This is a genomic window from Cytobacillus sp. FSL R5-0569, assembly GCF_038007265.1.
Classification (GTDB): Bacteria; Bacillota; Bacilli; order Bacillales; family Cytobacillaceae; genus Cytobacillus; species Cytobacillus kochii.
Window position 1 is genome coordinate 372,005 of sequence record NZ_JBBOWW010000001.1, and the last position, 21,605, is coordinate 393,609.

Here is a 21,605-nt window from a genome sequence, read left to right on the forward strand (position 1 = left end):
AAAGCATAGCAAAATAAAGCGTTCCTTTACTCATTACCTTCAATTGTTTGTTTTCGATAAATAGGATTCTTACTTCATTGACTTAGAGTCACCCTTTCGCATTTAATAATATTATCATACTTAAATGGATAGAAATTGTCAAAGTTATGTGTTTTAATGTTTGTTGAAAAGGGAATAAGAGAAGTTAGCGTTCTATAAAACCATTCATGTCTGAATTTTAAAATAGTTATTTTTGCTCATTTATTTTCAGTCTTATCATGTATTTTTTTAATGAAAAATATAGCAAAAGAACCGGGTATAATATACTATGATACTATCAACTATTTTGATGTGGGGTGACCGGCAATGGAAAAGGTCTTACAGGATAAAGAAAAAATGAACCTTTTATTAAAAGGTGTCCAAACTTCAATTGGACAGCTAATTCCCATGAATCATGAATTAGTGGGTAGGACTGAGCTAGAAGGTTCATTCCTTGTTCGATATGGGGTATTCATCGGTTTCTCAGGGGACATAGCTGGTAAATTGTTCATTGGTGGTGATCGTTCACTTTTTTCATTGCTGGGGAAATCTATGTTCGGGATGGACTTAGAAGGTGAAATGTTAACATCTTTTAGTGGGGAACTAGGGAATATGATTGCTGGTGGTTCAGTATCAGCCATCGAAGGGAAGGGAATGGAAGTAGATATTACCTCCCCGACAATATTGGATGGTCATAGTTTTATATCAGGGTATACAAAAGGGTATATTCTTACTTATAATTTGCCAGATAATATAGACCTTCTTGTCCATGTTTTGATTGACTAACTATTGTTGATACGATAAGTATTCATATTCATCCAATGGAATAGCTTTAATGACTTCCTGCTCGTCATTTCTATAAACCTCGAATTGTTGATATTTTTCAACAATGACATCATCTTTGTAAACTGTGTCCACTAGTTGAAGCTCTAAAGTAGGAGCTAAACCTTCAAGGTCAGTTTCATCAACGGTTTGACTTACTTCTTCGCTGTCATTATTCTCATTAATTACTGGAAAATAGGGATATTTACTTTCTCTTTCGTTCTCATGGTGGAGGATTGAATTAGGGGATTCAGCTAATGAAACAAAGCAAATAATGATGGCTACTCCAACTAGATAAACAACTTTATTCATCATTTCTCCTCCTTAAATAGTCTCCTATTTTAGTTTATGCATGTCCTATTAGTGATAGAACGTTAATAAAGTCATCGCCTATCAATAGAGGGGATACAAAAAAGGGCTATTCATTAGCAGAACACCCCTTTTTTATTATTAGTTATGACATTAAATTTATTTTTGTACTTATAGTTGTTGAGGTAAAAACTTCACACAAACTGGTTCAGGTACAGGAACATTTTGTTGCAATAGTTGAAGTAACCCTGATTCAGCCTCTCGTTTAAATAAAGTTAAATTATTTGACCGTTCATTGGCTGCGATTAAGTATTCTTCAGTTGGATCTAATACAAAGTCACGTGGCCAATCTCCATATGTCGATGTATGAGCAACAAAGGTTATATGCAATCGATCTTCGGCGACTGCAAATATCGCAATTGAATTATGACCTCTATTGCCAGCGTATAAAAATTTGCCGTCTTGAGAAAGATGGATGGCGCTACCTTGATTGTTTTCTAAAAAATCCTCAGGTATCGTCTTATAATAAGAAATTTCCTTCAATTCTCCTTTCTCAGTGTCATATTGAAGTGCAATAATTTCTGAGCTTAGTTCAGTCATGCAGTAGGCCCATTTCCCATTGGGGTGAAAGGTGATATGTCTTGGTCCAGAGCCTGGCTGTGTTGCCAAAGTAAAATGTTTGGTGAGTTTATCCCCATCCCTACGAAATAGAATGATTTCATCTGCCCCTAAATCGACAGCAACAACATACTTCTCATCCGGTGTGAGTCCAGCGAAATGGGTATGTGGTTTTTCTTGGCGCTCATGTGGTCCCGAACCATGAATCTCTTTTGAAGTTAGCAGGTTTTTAATCTCGCCATTTTGTAGTAGTGAATAATAGTCAACCGTTCCTTTATGGTAATTCGCACTTAATAAGTATTGACTCTTTGGATCTAGACTTACATGACAAGGCGAGGCACCTGGAGAAAGGTGTTTGTTTAATAAAGTGAGCCCACTATGTCTGCTGTCTAACTCATAAGCGGCGACACCGCCTAAATCTCCTTCTTTCATCACAGCGTATAGATGTGATTGATTCGAGCTGATCGTTAAATAAGTTGGGTTTTCAAGTTTAGCAGCAAGTTCTATATTTTTAATTTGATCATCCTCTAAATGAAATGAGTAAATTCCTTGGCTATCCTTTTTTGTATAGGTACCAACATAGCCTGTGTAAGTAGTTGATGTCATAAGTATTCCTCCAACATTTTATGTATAGCTTTACTGTATCATATTTAAAGAGGAGAATGAAAAATAGAAAGAATCGGGATAAATCTATGGTAAGCGGAGAGGAGAAGGATGGTTACAAATTTTATTTAAAGTAATTTGATTTAAAGATTTGTATGTTTTTTGAATTTTTAACAAATACATTTGCTTTTACTTATTAAAGAATGATATCCTTTTACATTATATTGACAGGAGGCCGCGAAAGAATTATGTCACTTGAAAGTGTTAAAGCTCACTTGGGGAAATATGGTCGAGATAAAGATATATTGGAGTTTGATACGACAAGTGCAACTGTTGATCAAGCTGCCGAAGCAATTGGTGTTATTCCAGCTAAAATTGCCAAAACACTCTCTTTTCGAGGTGAGGGAGAAAAAGCACTACTAGTTGTTGCTGCAGGTGATGCCAGAATAGATAATAAAAAATTTCGTCATACATTTGGAATGAAAGCGAGAATGCTCTCTGCTGAAGAAGTGCTTGATCATACAGGGCATGTGGTTGGTGGTGTCTGTCCATTTGGTTTATCAAAAGAAATGAATATCTTTCTTGATACTTCCCTACAGCGTTTTGAAATGGTATATCCAGCATGTGGTAGCAAAAACTCAGCAATTGAACTAACTTGTGAGGAATTATATCAATATGCAGGGGCAAAACAATGGGTGGATGTAACTAAAGATTGGAATGGCGAGGCTAGGGAACAAACTGCGGCTACAACGGAAAATTGATTGTATTTGATGTAATGAAAGAAGGAGAGGTACTTGCCTAACAAAGGTTAGTACCTTTTTATGTGGAGAAGAATTTGAAATACGTGGTGCTTCCTCACTTGGGAATCTTAATAACACACACTATTATTAAGAGGAAATAGCTTAATTCTTTTTTTATTAGAGAAAAAGACCTGAATCTGCGTGGTGTTCTTATGTTACTATAGTACTATTCATGTTGTGTGAAAGGGTTTAGTCATGAATGAAACGTATCTTATTTTCTAGATTAATAGTAAGATAAAGGTGTATATATGCAAAAGGGGTTGCATTTATGGGAGTTGTCGTCACTGGAATGGGATTGATTGGCCCTAACATTACATCAATCAAAGATTTTTCAAATATATTAAAAGATAAAAAGACAACATTAAATAGAGAAGAATTTAACGGTGAGCACATTTTTACTGGAAGAGTAAATGAGAATGATATTAGCCACTCTTATTTAAAGGCGAGTAAATTACCGAAGTCAGCGCAAATGCTCCTTCATGCAACAGATCGGGCAATAGAAATGGCACAGATTCAACCGAGAGATTATGCAACTGCTATCATTGTTGGCTCTTCTGGTGGTGTAATAACGGAGGTTTTTAACCATTCAACTAAGTTAAACAAAGGAAAAAGGATGAGTCCCTATGCCATAGGGAATATGAATGGGCATACTTTGGCGAATTGTTTAAGTACTTCATTGCAAATTGAAGGACCAGCCTTTTCTTTAGCAAATAGTTGTACTTCAAGTTTAGACGCCATTCATATGGCTAAAATTCTTCTGCAAGCAAACGAGGTAGATGTGTGTATTGTCGGTGGGGTAGACTCTACCATTAATGATTTGGTATTGGCGGGATTTCTGCCACTGAGAATCTTGCAAACGGGAGAGACATTCATGGGTCCCTTTTCAACAGGTGAGGGTTTTGCTATGTCTGAAGGTGCAGGCGTATTAGTATTGGAATCAGAGCAAGGAGCGGTTAAACGAAAAAAAGAGATAATAGGGTATTTAGCGGAATCTAGCATGTTCCAATCCGCTTATTCATCTTACATTGCTGATCCAGGAGGTCGGGCAATGGTTAAGGCTGTTGAAAGAACAATTAAGAAAGGGATGCCGACTTATATTAATAGTCAGGCTTTAGGTTCCGAAGCAAACGATGATATTGAGGCAATGGTTTATGGAGAGTTTTTTCTAGATAAGGGTGTGCCCATTACTTCTATTAAAGGGAATGTTGGTCACGCGATGGGAGCATCGGGCATGTTTCAAGTAATGGCCGGTTTAATTAGTATACAGGAACAGTTCATTCCGCCAACCATCAGAGTAGATGTCGGTAAGTATGAGCAGCTTCTGGTTGTTGACGAAGTGATTCATAGCCCAGTGGAACAAGTACTTGTTACTTCACAAGGCTATGGTGGGAACAATAATGCTGCCCTTTTCTCTAAGGAAAGGATGACATAAGATGGAGTTTGTTTTATTATTAACTGTTTCTTTCATCCCCTTGTTTATCTCTGTATCCATATTATTCTATTCTAAAACCTCCTTAACAAAAGCTTTGTCCATTTTCCTCTTAATGTTGTCATTTTGGCAAATGGATATTGCCTTTCTTTATGCTGACCAGATGCTTTCTTTACAAACGATTGATTTGTTGTTCCGCATTTTACGGATGGGTCCGATTTTTATAATGCCAACGATGTATTATTTCTCATACTATTTAGTAAAAGAAAATCCTTTTTTACATCGCTTTGGGATATTGTTTAATAAACCGGGAATGTGGTTATTTACGATCATTAGTATCATAACGTATTTGATAAACTTTACTTCACTTGGAGTCGAGTCTTACAGATTTGTTGAAGCGGTGAACGTTTCACCTTCTCATTGGATTCCTATCTATGGTCCATTGAATTTTACGTTTATCATTAATGTTTTACTTGTTTTTATTAATTGGTTTTTCTTGTTTATCGTCACCTTACAGTTAAAAGGTGTTTATTATCGAAGCTTTTACTTACAATTAGTAATAGCAGCAATGATTATTTTTATTAATGGTGTTATAAGTGGTTTTTCTTTTGCGCCGCTTTATTTTTCTAGTTTTAACTCTATCATTGCAGCCTTAATCTTATTTCTAGGTTTTTTTCAAATGCAATCGCAAAGAATTCGCAATATCAATATTGAGTTAATTAAACAGAGTGAACTATTAGAAGAAATTATGGATATTAATCCTAATTATCTGCTTGTTACAGGTAGTGATCAGCGAATTGTGAAGGTGAATCGCTCCTTTTGTCAATTATTTGATGAGAAAGAACGTACTTTACTAGGTAAAAAAACATCTACACTTATTCACTTTTTGCCAATGGTTGCATACGGGTTTGAACAACCTTACCGCTATACAGATTATAAAGGAAAAAATTATTATATTCAGTGGGGCATGAAGCAACTATATCAAAATTCCGGTCAATCGTTCACCATCTATTTTGGTAATGATGTAACAGAGCAGAAAAAGAATGAGCAATTGCTTCTTTCATCAGAGAAAATGAAAGTAATTGGTGAAATGGCTGCGAGTGTAGCGCATGAAATAAGAAATCCATTAACGACGATTCGTGGTTTCATACAATTGTTAAGAGAAAGAAACCCTGACTCGGCTTACGAGAGAATTCTTATTGAAGAAATTGATCGGATTAATCAAGTATTAAAAGAATTATTAATTCTCGGGAAGCCTGAGGCTAAATCTGATGAACTGCCTTCTGTTGAGCCATTTGATGCAGTTGATGAAGTGAATAATATTAACCTCCTCTTCAATGCTATGGCGACAGAACAAGGGAAGAAGATTCAACTTACTAACAAATTAAAGCAAAAACATTATATAAATATGGATAAGTCCCATTTCAAGCAAGTTATGATTAATATTATTAAAAACAGTTTGGAAGCCATTCATGAAGGTGGGAAGGTTAAAATTGTTTTAGATGAGCATGAAGAGTATATCCGTATCCGCGTCATGGATAATGGAGAGGGAATTTCTAAAGAAAGATTAGCTAGGATTGGCGAACCGTATTTCACAAGTAAAGAAAAAGGAAATGGCATTGGCTTAACGATTTGTTTTAAATTAATGAACGAAAATAAAGGGAAAATGTTTGTGAAAAGTAAAGAAAGATATGGAACAGTTGTAACAATGCTATATAAAGCACATTAAAAACTCCGAGGGCAATTGGAGGTGGTTAAATATCCTTTGTCTTCGGGTAGAAGTTGTGTTGACATTGACATTTTCTTAAATCCATTTTAAAATGAATGATATTCAGTCATGTTTAAGGAGTTTGATAAATGGACAAAAAAGAGCGTATTGTGCATGCCGCAATTGAAGTTTTTCAAGAAAAGGGCATTGAAAAAACAAAAATTGCCGATATCGTGAAACTAGCAGGTATTGCTCAAGGGACTTATTATTTGTATTTCCCATCGAAACTTTCTGTTATGCCGGCTATTGCAGAAGTGATGGTAGAAAAATTAATTGCCAGAGTACATCATGAAGTAAATAGTGAAGCGATATTTGTTGATCGATTAAAGCAACTGGTCGACAGTATCTTTTTATATACGAGTGAGTATCGAGAAGTGCTTGCCTTAGTATATGCTGGTCTTGCTTCTAGCGAACATATTCGTCAATGGGAAACTGTTTACCAACCATTTTACGAATGGATTAGTCATTTTTTGCAGGCGGCTAAAGAAGAAGGAGTCGTACGTTCCAACCTTAATATAGAAAGTACAGCAAAGATTTTGATTGGATTAGTGGAATCGACAGCGGAGCAAATTTACTTGTATGATCACACAGATGAAGACAAAGCAAAGCAACAAAAAGAAGAAGTGCTAACCTTTCTAAAATACGGTTTAGGTTATCAATCTTCTGCTATTTAGCTTATGATTTTTATAGGTTAAATAAATCTCACCAGTGGTGGGTTTTTGATAAAAAATGACTGAAATTCAGTCATTTGGAGGGAAAAAGATGAATCGATCTTGGTTTTATGTTATATTAACGTGTTTATTTGAACTTGTTTGGGTTTTTGGCTTTAATACAGCGTATCTATGGTGGCATTGGCTACTTGTAGTTGCAGTGATTTTATTAGATTTTCACTGTTTATCCAAAGCATGTGAGAATCTACCAACTGGCACCGTTTATGCTATCTTCGCCGGAGTAGGTACTGTAGGGACGTCTTTAATGGATGTCTTTCTCTTCAATGGAGAAATGGGGTTAGCGAAAGTAGTATTTATTATATTCATTTTAGTCGGTGTTATCGGTTTGAAGCTAGCTGATAATCAAATAGAAGAACATAGTAGGGAGGATCAAGTAGCATGATGGGCTGGATTCTTGTGATTTTAGCAGCAATAAGTGAAATTACTGGTGTTATTGGGTTAAAAAAATATAGTGAACAAAAAAACATTCAGAATGGTGTCATTTATATGGGTGGTTTTGGGATATCCTTTGTGCTCCTGTATGCCTCCTTTCAATATTTACAAGTGAGTATTGCTTATACGGTATGGATTGGTATTGGTACAGCAGGGGCTGTTTTACTTAGTATGTTCCTTTTCGGAGAGCCAAAAAGTAAAAAACGTATCATCAGCGTGTTGTTTATCATTGTCGGCGTAATTGGTTTGAAGGCGACTTCATAATATCCTTTGCAAGGAGGAGGAAGCACCATTCTGAAGTGAAAAAATGAATAATTTGGGTGCGCAAATAAAAATGCGCACCAAAGTTAATAAAAGGGAGTGATTGCCTTTTTCTGTGCTGGGAAAACTCTGTAATCAACGTTTCCCTCTTTTTACATTGTGATATTCAATTCGTACTTACTCCATTTTTTCTCTATTATACTAAACAACATTATTCCTCTTTTATTTATTCAATGTATAGTGCAGGCAGAGTGAAAGAATTAGACTAAAATATTTGCTTTCGTTGTACCTTTATAAACCCGTTATTTTTTACGGTTAACCGCTGATCGATCATATAAAGCAACTCGAAAGCCGATGATAATGGATAGTAAGATGACAATAAACGGCGCATAAAAAATAATAAATGTACTCATCTAAAATGTCTCCCTTCTTATACATGACTATCATTTCGCCCTTGTACATACTCCTTATTAAATAAGAAAAGCCGCAATAAAAGATAGAGCGATGGTAGGAGCAAACCTAAACCGGCTATAAAGGCTATAATCAAAGCGATGGCCATTGCTTCATTTGTGAAACTATCAAATATTGATAAATGGGGATACAGTAAATACGGATAATGTGAAATGCCATAAGCAAAGAAGGCAAGGTAATATTGTCCGCATAATAAAGTGAATGCGAGCCCATAGTTCATTCTCTTATATATAAGGATAAACGTCCCGATGAAAAATAGTACAGACAATGCAAACATCCACCATAAATCAACAAGTCGTTCAAAATGCTCTGGGTTGTGGAACTTTAATTCAACGATAATCCCAATTGCTGTAATGAGTGAAGGGATAGCCCATATTAGTGCATATTTCCTTAATAAAGTAGTTGCCTCTTCGTCCTTGGCATAATGGGCATACCATGTTAAGAAAACAGCTGAGATATAAAGAACTGCCGTTATACTCAGTACAACAATACTCCATGTGAGTGGGCTTGTGAAAAGGGAGGCTATATCAAGCACAGGTCCATTTTGTTCGATTGAGATAAATCCGCCTTCTGAGATTGTAAAAACAATTGAAAGAGAAGCTGGGATAAATAAGCCAGATAATCCATAAACGTATGTATACCTCTTGGGCATACGATTTCCATATGTTGAAAAAGCATAATAAGATCCACGAATGGCTAATAAAATAATGGCTAAGCTAATCGGCACTAACAGAGTGGTCCCATAATAATAAGCGGATTGTGGAAAAAAACCAACGATACCGACAAAGAAAAAGACGAGAAATACATTGGTGACTTCCCATACTGGGGATAAGTAACGTTGAATGATTTTATTTAAAATATGTTGATTGCCTCTATATAAGCTGTAGGCATTAAAAAATCCTGCGCCAAAATCAATAGATGCAACCATAACGTAACCAAACAAAAACAGCCAAAGTACAAAAATACCAATTATCTCAAGACTCAAAAGTGTCACCGCCTTTTTCTATTTTTCGATCAGCTAATTCTTGTTCAACCGTGTTTCGATTGAACATACTAGTGAGTACGTAAATACTTCCTGCACCGAGCAAGAGGTATAAACAGGCAAACAGAACAAGCATCCAGCCTACATATTCATTACTAGTTGCCGCTTCAGCTGTCCGCATCAATCCATGTAGAATCCAAGGCTGTCTACCCACTTCGGTGAACCACCACCCTACCTCAATGGCGATCATTGAAAGTGGACCGGAAAGCACCATAATCCATAAAAACCATTTTGCATGAATAAATGACCAGTTTCTAATAAGCCCAATAATATAAAGTAAAGCAATTAAAATAAGGAGCATACCTAAAGTCACCATAATATCGAATAAATAATGAATATATAAAGGTGGCGTAACATCTTCATCAAACTGGTCCAAACCGATGACTTCGGCAAATGGATTGCTGTGGGCAAGCATACTTAAAGCGTAAGGTATCCGAATGGCATATTTAATCTCTTCATCATCTAATACACCATAGAGAATAAGAGGCGCATTTTCTTCTGTTTCAAAATGCCACTCGGCAGCAGCAAGCTTCTCTGGTTGATATTCGGCTAAATATTTTCCAGCGAAGTCACCTAACAGGGCGGTGGAGATGGAGAAGACGAGTGCAAGTTTTAAAGTTAGATAAAGCGCTTTTTTATGATAGAGATGTGTTGAACCTCTAAGCATGCGATAAGCAGCAATACTAGCAAGTATAAAAGCTGAAGTCATATAGGCCGTGCTTAAAACATGTGCTACCTTTGTCGGCATAGCTGGACTAAACATAGCTATCAATGGAGAAATATTAACAATCTGTCCATCGACAATATCAAATCCTTGGGGTGAATTCATGAAAGCATTGACCACAGTAATAAAAACAGCCGAAAATGAAGCACCTAATGCAACAGGGATTAACAATAGTAAATGTTTTTTTTGATTTTCAAATCGATCCCATGTATATAAGTAAATGCCAAGAAAGATTGCCTCAAAGAAGAAAGCGAATACTTCCATAAATAATGGCAGAGCAATAATATGTCCTACTAGTTCCATAAAGTGTGGCCAAAGAAGAGAAAGCTGCAAGCCGATTGCCGTTCCTGTCACAACTCCAACAGCTACGGTAATGACGAATCCTCTTGCCCATCGACGAGCAAGTAATATGTAATGGTCATCTTGCTTTTTAATTCCGATCCATTGGGCAATCATAATCATTAGTGGGATTCCTACACCAATTGTTGCATAAATGATATGGAAAGTTAATGTTAACTCTGTCAAAGCACGGCTATATAAAACGCCTTGTTCGCTAGCCAATAGAATCCCTTCTTTCGTTATTATCTTTTATCATTAGTGGAACAAGCGCCCGAGGATGGATAAGCCGAGAATAAAAGCGATTGAAAAGGCTAAGAGAATGAGCTTTTTCTCCTGTTTTTTATACATTTTGTCTCCTCCTTTATTTCAAACTAAGTTTGCCCATAATATGGGATATTATTAAGAATCAGACAGAAACTTGTTACAAAGGATGAGAATAATTGAGTTATAATAGAATTAACTGTTTTTTAGGGGTAAATTTTCGTTAGAAAGGGATGATAAGGAATTTATTCTAGCCATGTATCAATTTGAAAAAGTAAAGAGGAGATTATTATGGAAACAAAAAGTAAAAAGAAAAGTAAACAAAGTATACTAAGAATGGTGATTAGATGTCTGATTGTTATTATAGGTGGTTTTATCGCTGCTTATGGACTAGAGGCAGTCTTGATTCCTAATAATGTATCAGATGGAGGCGTTACGGGCATCAGCATTGTAGGTTCGCAACTATTTGATGTCCCATTAGGTGTTTTAATCGCAATTCTTAATATACCTTTTGTTTGGTTAGGTTATAAACAAATTGGTAAAACATTTGCCATCTATTCAATTATTGGTATTGCTTCATTAGCTGCAGGTACAAGCCTCATGCATCACATACCAGTCATTATTCAAGGTGATACACTCCTTGTCACAGTTGTAGGTGGAATTATTCTTGGTTTTGGTATGGGGTTAGCATTACGTAATGGTGGGGCACTTGATGGAATCGACATGCTTGCTGTGCTACTTTCACGAAAGCTCCCATTCGGAACAAGTGATTTAATTCTATTCTTAAATTTATTTGTCTTTATAATTGTTTCTACTGTGTTCGGCCTCCAGGGGGCGTTCTTATCTGCGATTGCTTATTTTATTGCAAGTAAAGTGATACATATCGTTGAGGAAGGGTTAAGTGGATCGAAAACATTTAAAATCATTACAACTGAACCAGTGGCTATGGTTGAAACCATTCGCGACCGTCTTGGGCGTAGTGCTACGTATAAAGAAGCTTATGGCGGTTATTCGCATGAAAAGTTCATCGAAATCACTTGTGTCATTAACCGTTTAGAAGAAAGCAAAATGAAAGAAATCATTTCTGAAATTGATGACGGCGCATTTGTCACCGTTTATGATGTAGCAGAAGTGAAAGGTGGAAGCTTTAGGAAAACGAATATTCACTAATTCAGTTTATTACTCATCCTTTCCCAAACTTGACTGTTTGGGGGGATGAGTTTTTTCGTTTTAGAAATAAAAAAAATAGATTTTTAGTGAATAACAATCCTACTTAAATGAGAATTATTAAATTTTCATATGTAGAGTATTGCGATTCATATCGTATTTAATTATTGGTTAAGAGAAGGACATTTGATTATAACCATTAAAATTAACGGAAAATTATAAAAATACAATACTGTTTATGCAGGGAATGAATGGGTAAAGGGGAAATAGTAGATAGGTAAATAAAGGGATTAAGGGGGGCTCATAGTGACAGAGAAGTTTGAGGTCACAATTAATGGAGAAACAACAAGTGTGAGTAATCAAAAGTCGGTTATGCAGCTATTAAATACAATGAATATTGAGGTACCATCACTTTGTTATCATCCTAGTTTAGGAGCTATTGAAACTTGTGACACTTGTATTGTGAAAGTAAATGGGGAATATGTCCGTTCGTGCTCAACGACCATACAGCCAAATGATAAGGTTGAAACAGTAGGTGAAGATATCCATGAAGCACAGATGATCGCTATGGATCGCATATTAGGTAATCATGAATTATATTGTACAGTTTGTGACTTTAATAACGGCAATTGCGAAATACATAATACCGTCAAGGAAATGAAGATTTCCCATCAAGAGACTGATCATACATCAAAAGATGCAGAAGTACAAAGAAATGAGTTTTATCGATATGATCCTGATCAATGTATCCTTTGTGGTAGATGTGTCGAGGCATGTCAGAACTTACAAGTTAATGAAACGTTAACAATTGATTGGGATTTAAAGCGACCACGAGTAATTTGGGACAAGGATTCTCCGATTGAAGAATCGTCATGTGTAAACTGTGGTCATTGTTCAACTGTTTGCCCTTGTAATGCCATGATGGAAGTTGGGATGGAAGGAGAAGCCGGATTCTTAACCGGTGTTAAACAACAATCTCTTCGTCCGATGATTGAACTAACGAAGAATATTGAAACAGGTTATGAGTCTCTTTTAACCATTTCGGATATAGAAGCAACTATGCGAGAAGAAAGAATTAATAAGACGAAAACAGTTTGTACATATTGTGGCGTAGGCTGTTCGTTTGATGTGTGGACAAAAGGAAGGCAAATATTAAAAGTAGAACCGCAGGAGGAAGCACCAGCAAATGGTGTATCAACTTGTGTGAAAGGTAAATTCGGCTGGGATTTTGTTAATAGTGAAGAGCGCTTGACCAAGCCATTGATAAGAGATGAAGAAGGTTTCAAAGAAGTGGAGTGGGAGGAAGCGCTTACTTTTATTAGTTCAAAAATGACTGAGATAAAAACGAATCATGGACCTGATTCATTAGCTTTTGTTGCATCTTCTAAATGTACAAATGAGGAGTCCTATTTAATGCAAAAATTAGCGAGAGCTGTCATCGGGACAAATAATGTTGATAATTGTTCCCGTTATTGCCAATCTCCAGCAACAAAGGGACTATGGAGAACAGTAGGTTACGGAGGCGATTCTGGCAGCATTAGTGATATTGCTCAAGCAGAGTTAATCATTTCTATCGGCTCCAATACAGCAGAATCCCACCCTGTTTTGGCGACAAGAGTAAAACGAGCGCAGAAACTAAACGGTCAAAAAGTGATTGTGGCAGATTTACGGAAGCATGAATTAGCTGAACGAGCAGACCTTTTCATTCAACCTGCACCGGGCAGCGATCTTGTTTGGCTTTCAGCAGTGACAAAATATATTGTCGATCAAGGCTGGCATGATGAAGCGTTCTTAGCTGCGCATGTCAATGATGTAGAAGTTTTCTTCGAAAGTTTAACGCCCTATACATTATCATACGCTTCTGAAGTGACGCACTTATCAGAAGAAGAGCTGATCTCAATCGCTGAAAGAATTCATGAAGCAAAAACAACATCTATCCTTTGGGCGATGGGTGTGACACAGCATGGTGGAGGCAGTGACACAAGTACAGCTATCTCTAATTTGCTTCTTGTAACAGGAAACTATATGAAACCAGGTGCAGGTGCTTATCCACTTAGAGGTCATAATAATGTGCAAGGAACAAGTGATTTTGGCAGTATGCCAGATCGTTTCCCTGGTTATCAATATGTAACCGATGAAAGTGTCAGACAACGTTTTGAGGAGCAGTGGGGTGTGGACCTCCCTAGTGAGCCTGGTTTAAATAATCAAGAAATGGTAGAAGCCATTCATGATGGGAAATTAAAGGCTTTATATATAAAGGGCGAAGATATGGGGATTGTTGATACGAATATCAATCATGTACAAGCAGCTTTTGAAAAACTAGAACTGTTTATTGTGCAAGATATCTTTTTCTCGAAAACATGCCAATATGCGGATGTAGTATTACCAGCCAGCCCTAGTTTGGAGAAAGAAGGAACGTTTACCAATACTGAAAGAAGAATTCAACGTTTATATAGAGTAATGGAACCGCTGGGTGATTCTAAGCCTGATTGGGAAATTATTATGGCTATTGCTAATCAACTAGGTGGAGATTGGAACTATCAACATCCAAGTGAGATTATGGATGAAGCCGCATCTCTTACCCCGTTAATGGCTGGAGTCAATTATGATCGGTTAGAAGGCTATAAAAGTCTACAATGGCCAGTAGCAGCAGATGGCAAGGATACTCCACTCTTATTCACAGATGGATTTTCACTACCGGGTGGAAAAGCTATTCTCCATCCAGTGAAATGGACACAACCGCTTACTTTCAATGAAGAATATGATATCCATGTCAACAATGGTCGACTGCTAGAGCATTTTCATGAAGGGAATATGACTTACAAATCTAAAGCGATTTCCGGTAAAACACCTAATGTCTTTCTGGAGGTTTCAGGCGAATTGGCAGCGGAAAGAGGGATTAGAGATGGTACGAAAGTTAAGTTAACATCTCCCTATGGCAGTGTAAGGGTAAGCTGCCTCGTCACTGATCGAGTAAAAGGTAAGCAGGTCTATTTACCAATGAATACATCTGGAGAGGGCGCTATTAACTATTTAACTAGTTCGCATACAGATAAGGATACAGATACGCCTGCATATAAAGAGATTTCAGCAAAGCTTGAGGTAATAGAAGAAGATGGAGAGTCTCCATTACCACGGAAGAATCATCGCTTCGGTACACCTCAACCGCAAGTAGGTGTGAATGTGGAAGGGAAATGGCAGAGGAGCGACTATATTTTCCCTGGAGATCTTGTAAGAGAGAGGAGGAGGAGGAGACATGGCTAAAGCAACAACAGTTATACGAAAAATCGAAGTGTCGCCTGAAGAGCAGAGAAATAGGGAATTAAAGGAACTGGAAGATAGTATTGTGAATAACCGCCGAGCAATTATTGATTCTATACACTTAATACAAAGAATCCACGAAAAAGGCATCCTTCATATCGTAGAAAGTATGCTGGGACAAAGTGACAAAATTCTTGATCGTGTCCTGTTATCAATGGAGCATCCTGAAGTTACAGGATCAATTAAAAATTCGTTCCTTCTCCTTGAAGTCTTAGGAAAAATGGATTTAAAGGAATGGGAACCGATGATTGATAAAATAAATACTGCACTTACCCGCATGGTAGAGGTTCAACAATCAGATAAGGAAAAAAAGGAAGTGACCATGCTATCTATGCTAAGGGATTCAGAGGTAAGGGAAGGAATGAGTATTCTACTTGCTTTTGTGAAAGGACTTGGATCAAGTAAGGGTAAGGAAAAGGAAGAGATAGTAAAACAAAATTTGGGCACCAGAAAGTTTAATAAGAATTGGCTCTTTTTTATAGGTGGAGCAGCAGTTATGTCTATCCCGTTATTTTTAAAGAGAAAATAAGAATGAATTTCCGGCCAATGTGCCGGAAATTTTTTTTGGGGAGGGGAGAAAAGAGGGACGGTGCCTCTGATAAGAATAAAATGCGCATATAAGCGGCTATGGAAGTAGCGAGAAGTGTGGGCAAAAGACCTCACTCATAAAAAAAGGTCCCCATAGTACGTATATGGGGATTTATTGTCGTTCTTTATTCGGCTTGCAACCATTCTTGAGACCACTTCTCTATTTCGCGTAAAACGGGCTCTAGGGCCATTCCTTTGTCTGTAAGCGAATACTCTATTCTTACGGGCGTTTCCGGATACACCTCGCGTTTAACAATACCTTGTTGTTCAAGGTCCTTTAATCTTTCGGACAAGACTCTACCGCTAATGCTCATTGAAGATTCTAATGTACAAAAGCGTTTAGGTCCTGCTAATAGTTGATAGATTACTAGACCAGTCCAACGTTGGCTCATGATACTCATGGCTTTTTCGAATCGAGGACATATCAGTGCTTGATTCAAAATGGTCACCCCTATTCGATGATTTCCTTATATCTTAACAATACATGATTATTGTACTTGACACAAGTAGTTAACAAAAATATAATTACTTACATAAAGTAACTAACATAACTAAAAGACAATTAAAGGGGTTAATGCAAATGAATACGTTTCATGCAGAGCCAAATATCTACGCACAGAAAATAGATCTTAAAGTAACAAATTTACAAACATCACTAAGATTCTATCAAGATATATTAGGTTTCCAAGTATTGCATCAAAGCAAGCATGAAGTGTCATTGTCAGCTGATGGGAATCAAACTTTAGTGCAATTACATGCGCCAGAAGGTTTGCAGAAAAAAGAGCTGAGAAGAACAGGGCTATATCATTTTGCCATCCTGCTTCCAACGAGAAATGACTTAGCTAAGATCATTCGCCACTTTATTAAAGTGAATTATCCTTTACAAGGAGCGTCTGATCATGATGTGAGTGAAGCCCTTTATTTAGCAGACCCAGACGGAAATGGGATTGAAATTTATGCTGATCGCCCAAAAACGTTTTGGGATTGGAAGGGTGAAGAAGTTGTCATGGGCACCAATGCCTTAGATGTTCAAAGTATTATGAGTGAATGGGACGGTAATGAGTGGAATGGTATGCCGAATGAAACAATTATGGGACATATTCATTTACATGTAAATAATATAGAAGAAGCAAAAACTTTTTATTGTGAGGGTCTAGGCTTTGAAGTAGTTACTCATTATGGTAATCAAGCATTGTTTATTTCTACTGGGAAGTACCATCATCATATTGGCTTAAATATTTGGAACGGAACCATGGCTGTAGCGCCTTCAGCTAATAGTGTTGGGATGGCTTTCTATACGCTCGTTTTCCCGAAAAACAAGCTTGAACAGGCTGTTGAAAGACTTCAAGCGATGAATATAGAGGTCGAAAGGCAAGCGGACAGTTATATGGTGAGTGACCCCGCTGGAAACAATATTAAGTTTGTCGTTGAATAGAAAGGTGAGCCTTATGGATGTTAACTACGATGTATGTATTGTTGGTGCCGGACCTGGCGGCGCATTATTGGGATATTTATTAGCGAAAAATGGCATCAATGTCATCGTGCTAGAACGTAATGAAAATATGGATAAAGAATTCAGAGGAGAACATTTAAATCACTTAGGTGAAAATGTACTTAAAAAATATCATTTGTTTGATCAGGTCAAACAATTAGGTGTATTGCCGATGGAAGGAATAGAGTACTGGCAGAACGGGAGAATTCTTAGAACTGTCTCACCTGCTCCAGATGAAAGACATGTTGGCATCCATGTACCGCAAAAGCATTTATTATCAGTTCTATTAAAAGAATCTTTACAGTTCTCCGCCTATCGCCTATTAACAGGTACAAGGGCTACTGAATTGATGCTCTCAGATGGGAAAGTAAAAGGGGTAAAAGCGAAAAGGAAAAATGGAGAAGAAATAATGATTCACTCCTCCATTGTTATTGGTTCAGATGGTAGGCATTCAACGATTAGAAAGCTAGCTAAAATTCCATTTGAAAAAATTGAACACGATTACGATTTACTTTGGGCAAAATTCCCTGCACCACAAAATTGGCAACCTGTTATACGACAAGGCTTAGTAAACGATCATCAACTAGCGCTTTTTACACAAACGAATTCTTATATTCAAGTGGGATGGAATATAGATAAAGGTGCTTTTGCAGAGATTAGGAAACAACCAGTGGAAACATATATAGAAAAGTTAATTCAGGCATTTCCAGATTTACAACAATCTGTGTTAAAGTATATTCAATCGTGGCAGGATTTTATTTTACTAAATGTACAAAGTTGTCGTTGCCAAACTTGGGTTAAGGATGGCTTAGTACTAATGGGAGACGCAGCTCATACGATGAGTCCAACAGGCGCATTTGGCTTAAATAGTGCCTTGATTGATGCAGAAACTTTATATCCAACGATAGTTAAAGCTTTAGCTGCAAACGATACAAGTGCTGCATGCTTAAATGAGTTTGAAAGATATAGAAGAACAGATATTGAATCTTTACAATTAGAGCAACAAAAGATGGAGGCTTCATACAGAGAGCAGTTTGTCTCTGCCTGAGTCTTAGGGGGAGAAATAAATGAATCAAATAAACATAGAAACAAAAGCAATTGAAATATTAGAAAAAAAGATTCAGAGAATTGATCGAGGTGATCGTTCTGTTTATTTAGTAGGGCCGATTCGCTTACCTGTAAACCTAGATGGAGAAACTGTGCATTTTAAATGGTATTGCTGGTTAGATAGTGCTGAAGTGATGGAAGATACGAGCAAGATTGTCGCTCATTTATCTTCTGCTAATCTTGCTGATTCACAGCAATCAAGTGTCCTTGTTTACGGTGATTTTGAGGATAGTGAAGATGCATTGGTGCGTTTCCACTCGATTTGTCATACCGGGGATATTTTTGGCAGCAAGCGTTGTGATTGCGGATACCAACTTAAGCAATCTATGAAAATGATGGTGGCAAATGGTTCGGGCGCATTGTTTTACTTAGCTAATCATGAGGGAAGAGGCATTGGGTTATTTAGTAAAGCGATGGCTTATGTACTGCAGGAAAATGGTTATGATACCGTCGAGGCAAATGAAGAGCTTGGCTTTGTGGATGACTCTCGAAAATATGATGAAGCAATCACTGTATTACAACAATTGAGGAAAAAGCCTATTACATTAATCACGAATAATCCCAAGAAATTAGATGCTTTAACAGATGCAGGAGCCTTATTAGTAGGTCGGACACCACTATGGGGGGATATCTCTGATTTTAATGAAAAGTATCTGCAAACAAAGGTGTTAAAATCCGGACATCTTCAGGCAGAAGGGGTGTCGAGAGATGAGTAATGATCAATTTTACATGGAGTTAGCATTGCAAAATGCCAAAGCGATGAAGGGACAAACAGATCCCAATCCGCTTGTAGGTGCCGTAATTGTAAATAACCAGCGGATTGTGGGTATCGGCGCGCATATGAAAGCAGGTGAACCACATGCAGAAATTCATGCTCTCAATATGGCAGGGGATCAAGCGAAAGGGGCAACGATTTATGTTACCTTGGAACCTTGTTCCCATCATGGACGAACGGGTCCCTGTGCGGAGGCCCTTGTTCAAGCGGGGGTAAAAAAATGCGTTATCGCTTCATTAGACCCCAATCCTATTGTTAGTGGGAATGGAGTAAGGATATTAGAAAAAGCAGGTATCGAAGTAATTATTGGTATTTGTGAACAAGCAGCAATAGAGATGAATGAGGTATTTAATCATTATATAACTGCTGATCGTCCTTTCATTACACTGAAATCTGGTATTTCACTGGATGGTAAAATTGCTACACATACAGCTAGCAGTAAGTGGATTACTTCAGAAGAAGCAAGATTAGATGTACACCAGTTAAGAAGTAACCATCAAGCGATTTTAGTTGGAATTGGAACAGTGCTTCATGATGACCCAGCTCTAACGTCTAGAATACAAAATGGTAGAAATCCCATTAGACTTGTGTTAGATTCAACTTTACGTATCCCTATGGAAAGTCAGCTTGTTAATGATGGATTAGCACCAACATGGGTTTTTACTGGTTCCTACTATGATCAAGAGAAGAAAGCCCAGCTAGAAGAGAAGGGCATTCGTCTCTTTCATACATCAACAGAAAAAGTAACTATCGCTGAAGTAATGACTATGTTAAAAGAAGAGCAAATTTCTTCTGTTCTGATTGAAGGCGGCGGCAATGTCAGTGCGTCCTTTTTAGAGGACGGTTATATTGATAAAGTAGTAATTTATTTAGCGCCTAAGTTAGTTGGTGGAAAAGAAGCACCAACCTTTTTAGAAGGTACAGGGGTTGCTCTTATGAGTGAAGCGGTAGAATTAGAGCATGTAACGGTGACTCCGATTGGCAAAGACTTTAAGTTTGTTGGATATCCTACTAACAAATAAAGGACTGAAATGATGAGGTTTGGTTTTGATATTGATGATACTTTAATCGATTTAAGAGGACATGCATTAAGTATTTATAATCGGAAATTAAAGAAGGAGATTGAAGCATCTGCACTTCAACAATTAAACACACTTGAAATCCATTCTTTATATGATTTGACTGATGATGAAGGTTTCAAAATGTGGAATCAACATCAAGAGGAAATCTTCTTTACGAACTGCAAAGCTTTTCCTGGCGCACTTGAGCTTTTACAGAAGCTGGCGGCAATGGGGCATGAGATCTTTTATATTACCGCAAGAGATGCGGACTATTGCCAGCAAACGAAAGCTTGGATGATGCAATTCGGTTTTCCAATTGAAGAAGGTCACTTTTTCTGTGGAATGAAGGATCACGAAAAAGTGAATATCATTAAAGATCTTCAGCTAGATTATTATGTTGATGATAAACCACAAATATTGCACACACTAAAAGAGACAAAGGTCACATGTTTTTTAAAGGATCAATCATATAATCAAGAGGCTTGTGATTGGGAAAGAATAAAAGACTGGCAAGTGTATTTAAGAAATATCGACCAATAAAAAAACTGACTCAGATTGTCGTATACGTACGACAATATAGAGTCAGTTTTTTTAGCATCTCGTGGAAATAGTAAAAGTGAAGGAATCTAAATACGAAATACAATTATTGCTTGATGTATACACTTCCAAAAGGTTGATAGAAGTGCTCCATATCGTTAAAATATCATGACTCATTTCCGATAGACTCTCGATTTTTTTAAAATTGGCTAAGAAGTGATATGTTTGTTGAAAAAGTGGAGGGAGAGTTTTGAGTAATTGAAAAAGATATTCACTGTTTGGAACAGCCGCCAGCTCCCCATGGAGAGGCTAGTTTTAAGTGGAGTAAAATCAATCACAAAAGGCTGTAACACAAGATGTGTACAACTCTTTGTGAATAAATTTACTTAAATTGTAGTGAATTAGCTTTACTTCATTTTATCTACTAAAGGTTGTTCAGATGATTGAGTCATGGCTATGAACCCATTAACAATTAATATGTAAATAGGATAGAGAATGACACAAATAAGAATAATGATACTGGTGACTGGGTTAGGTGATTCGATTGTCATTGAAAACGGTAAGAATATTGCAGTGATAAGCATCATGATGGAAAAGAAAGGAATCCAAGTAATGCTAGTAAAATATCTTATTCTTTTATGGTGTAGCCATTTTGTAGTTAAATGAAAAATATAGGCAGTACCTAAGAGAAGGATGATCAGAATAAGTGTATTACTAATAATGATAACCATACTGACATTTATGCCTGTCCAGCGACTGATTCTATTAACATTGCTTGAAAGTTGTACGGGGAAATAAGCGATGAGTGCATAAAATAGGCTCAGCAGATTCATTTTTTTAAATGTAGTCATGGGGGTTCTTCCTTTCTCAATTTTACAATTACACTCGACAAAACCAATGTAGTTCGGCCAAAATAAGGATAAAGCGTA

Annotated in this window: 22 protein-coding genes; 15 read left to right on the forward strand and 7 right to left on the reverse strand. The window is 37.1% G+C overall.

The features are described 5' to 3' along the window. Positions 1-345: 345 nt before the first annotated feature. Positions 346-804: a chemotaxis protein CheX gene (locus MKX78_RS01995; RefSeq protein WP_307315557.1), complete on the forward strand. Its 459-nt coding sequence runs from the start codon at positions 346-348 to the stop codon at positions 802-804. On the opposite strand, the gene MKX78_RS02000 is transcribed toward MKX78_RS01995, so the two are convergent. Together MKX78_RS02000 and MKX78_RS02005 are read right to left on the reverse strand one after the other, a co-directional pair. Continuing rightward, positions 805-1,152, reverse strand: coding sequence for a hypothetical protein (locus MKX78_RS02000; RefSeq protein ID WP_095370896.1), 348 nt, complete (start codon positions 1,150-1,152; stop codon positions 805-807). It lies immediately after the preceding gene. A 168-nt stretch (positions 1,153-1,320) separates the two neighbouring features. Continuing rightward, positions 1,321-2,373: a lactonase family protein gene (locus MKX78_RS02005; RefSeq protein WP_095370895.1), complete on the reverse strand. Its 1,053-nt coding sequence runs from the start codon at positions 2,371-2,373 to the stop codon at positions 1,321-1,323. Between the two features lie 245 nt (positions 2,374-2,618). On the opposite strand from MKX78_RS02005, the gene MKX78_RS02010 reads away from it, so the two are divergent. From MKX78_RS02010 to MKX78_RS02035, 6 genes are all read left to right on the forward strand, one after another. After that, positions 2,619-3,131, forward strand: a complete 513-nt coding sequence (locus MKX78_RS02010; RefSeq protein WP_095370894.1) for a YbaK/EbsC family protein — start codon at positions 2,619-2,621, stop codon at positions 3,129-3,131. Between the two features lie 307 nt (positions 3,132-3,438). Continuing rightward, complete coding sequence (locus MKX78_RS02015; RefSeq protein WP_095370893.1) at positions 3,439-4,602, forward strand: beta-ketoacyl-[acyl-carrier-protein] synthase family protein; 1,164 nt, start codon at positions 3,439-3,441, stop codon at positions 4,600-4,602. 1 nt (position 4,603) lies between these two features. Continuing rightward, entirely contained in the window at positions 4,604-6,328 is a 1,725-nt protein-coding gene (locus MKX78_RS02020) for an ATP-binding protein (protein WP_341049551.1), read from the forward strand. 128 nt (positions 6,329-6,456) lie between these two features. Then, positions 6,457-7,041, forward strand: coding sequence for a TetR family transcriptional regulator (locus MKX78_RS02025; protein WP_307315544.1), 585 nt, complete (start codon positions 6,457-6,459; stop codon positions 7,039-7,041). 88 nt (positions 7,042-7,129) lie between these two features. Next, the gene (locus MKX78_RS02030; RefSeq protein ID WP_095370890.1) at positions 7,130-7,480 is read left to right on the forward strand and encodes a DMT family transporter; all 351 of its coding nucleotides are present in this window, start codon (positions 7,130-7,132) and stop codon (positions 7,478-7,480) included. Further along, positions 7,480-7,794 (forward strand): DMT family transporter, encoded by a 315-nt coding sequence (locus MKX78_RS02035; protein WP_341052691.1) that lies wholly within the window; start codon positions 7,480-7,482, stop codon positions 7,792-7,794. The genes MKX78_RS02030 and MKX78_RS02035 overlap by 1 nt, the downstream gene beginning before the upstream one ends. 299 nt (positions 7,795-8,093) lie before the next feature. On the opposite strand, the gene cydS is transcribed toward MKX78_RS02035, so the two are convergent. From cydS to MKX78_RS02045, 3 genes are read right to left on the reverse strand one after another with little or no spacing between them, the layout of a single operon-like run. Further along, positions 8,094-8,204, reverse strand: a complete 111-nt coding sequence (gene cydS / locus MKX78_RS24475; protein ID WP_370873333.1) for a cytochrome bd oxidase small subunit CydS — start codon at positions 8,202-8,204, stop codon at positions 8,094-8,096. Positions 8,205-8,221: 17 nt separating this feature from the next. Next, on the reverse strand, positions 8,222-9,247 hold the full coding sequence (locus MKX78_RS02040; protein ID WP_341049553.1) for a cytochrome d ubiquinol oxidase subunit II: 1,026 nt from the start codon (positions 9,245-9,247) through the stop codon (positions 8,222-8,224). Next, positions 9,237-10,589 carry a cytochrome ubiquinol oxidase subunit I gene (locus tag MKX78_RS02045; protein ID WP_341049556.1) on the reverse strand — a complete coding sequence of 451 codons (1,353 nt, stop codon included), beginning with the start codon at positions 10,587-10,589 and terminating at the stop codon, positions 9,237-9,239. The genes MKX78_RS02040 and MKX78_RS02045 overlap by 11 nt, the downstream gene beginning before the upstream one ends. 330 nt (positions 10,590-10,919) lie before the next feature. On the opposite strand from MKX78_RS02045, the gene MKX78_RS02050 reads away from it, so the two are divergent. The 3 genes from MKX78_RS02050 to MKX78_RS02060 all read left to right on the forward strand — a co-directional run bounded on the left by MKX78_RS02050 (position 10,920) and on the right by MKX78_RS02060 (position 15,645). Then, positions 10,920-11,798: a YitT family protein gene (locus MKX78_RS02050; protein ID WP_095370887.1), complete on the forward strand. Its 879-nt coding sequence runs from the start codon at positions 10,920-10,922 to the stop codon at positions 11,796-11,798. 303 nt (positions 11,799-12,101) lie between these two features. After that, positions 12,102-15,059: a formate dehydrogenase subunit alpha gene (gene fdhF, locus MKX78_RS02055; RefSeq protein WP_341049558.1), complete on the forward strand. Its 2,958-nt coding sequence runs from the start codon at positions 12,102-12,104 to the stop codon at positions 15,057-15,059. Continuing rightward, positions 15,052-15,645 carry a DUF1641 domain-containing protein gene (locus tag MKX78_RS02060; protein ID WP_341049561.1) on the forward strand — a complete coding sequence of 198 codons (594 nt, stop codon included), beginning with the start codon at positions 15,052-15,054 and terminating at the stop codon, positions 15,643-15,645. Before fdhF ends, MKX78_RS02060 begins: the two co-directional genes overlap by 8 nt. 184 nt (positions 15,646-15,829) lie before the next feature. On the opposite strand, the gene MKX78_RS02065 is transcribed toward MKX78_RS02060, so the two are convergent. Continuing rightward, complete coding sequence (locus MKX78_RS02065; protein ID WP_095370884.1) at positions 15,830-16,144, reverse strand: winged helix-turn-helix transcriptional regulator; 315 nt, start codon at positions 16,142-16,144, stop codon at positions 15,830-15,832. 140 nt (positions 16,145-16,284) lie between these two features. Between MKX78_RS02065 and MKX78_RS02070 the strand changes: the two genes are divergently transcribed. From MKX78_RS02070 to MKX78_RS02090, 5 genes are read left to right on the forward strand one after another with little or no spacing between them, the layout of a single operon-like run. Next, positions 16,285-17,139, forward strand: a complete 855-nt coding sequence (locus MKX78_RS02070; protein WP_341049563.1) for a VOC family protein — start codon at positions 16,285-16,287, stop codon at positions 17,137-17,139. A gap of 13 nt (positions 17,140-17,152) precedes the next feature. Then, on the forward strand, positions 17,153-18,244 hold the full coding sequence (locus tag MKX78_RS02075; protein ID WP_322910305.1) for an FAD-dependent monooxygenase: 1,092 nt from the start codon (positions 17,153-17,155) through the stop codon (positions 18,242-18,244). A gap of 19 nt (positions 18,245-18,263) precedes the next feature. Beyond that, on the forward strand, positions 18,264-19,019 hold the full coding sequence (locus MKX78_RS02080) for a GTP cyclohydrolase II (RefSeq protein ID WP_095370881.1): 756 nt from the start codon (positions 18,264-18,266) through the stop codon (positions 19,017-19,019). After that, positions 19,012-20,100, forward strand: a complete 1,089-nt coding sequence (ribD, locus tag MKX78_RS02085) for a bifunctional diaminohydroxyphosphoribosylaminopyrimidine deaminase/5-amino-6-(5-phosphoribosylamino)uracil reductase RibD (RefSeq protein ID WP_341049566.1) — start codon at positions 19,012-19,014, stop codon at positions 20,098-20,100. Before MKX78_RS02080 ends, ribD begins: the two co-directional genes overlap by 8 nt. A gap of 12 nt (positions 20,101-20,112) precedes the next feature. Then, positions 20,113-20,679, forward strand: coding sequence for a 5' nucleotidase, NT5C type (locus MKX78_RS02090; RefSeq protein ID WP_307315523.1), 567 nt, complete (start codon positions 20,113-20,115; stop codon positions 20,677-20,679). 404 nt (positions 20,680-21,083) lie between these two features. Here the strand turns inward: MKX78_RS02090 and MKX78_RS02095 are convergent, their stop codons facing one another. Beyond that, positions 21,084-21,527, reverse strand: coding sequence for a hypothetical protein (locus MKX78_RS02095; protein ID WP_095370879.1), 444 nt, complete (start codon positions 21,525-21,527; stop codon positions 21,084-21,086). Positions 21,528-21,605: the final 78 nt, after the last annotated feature.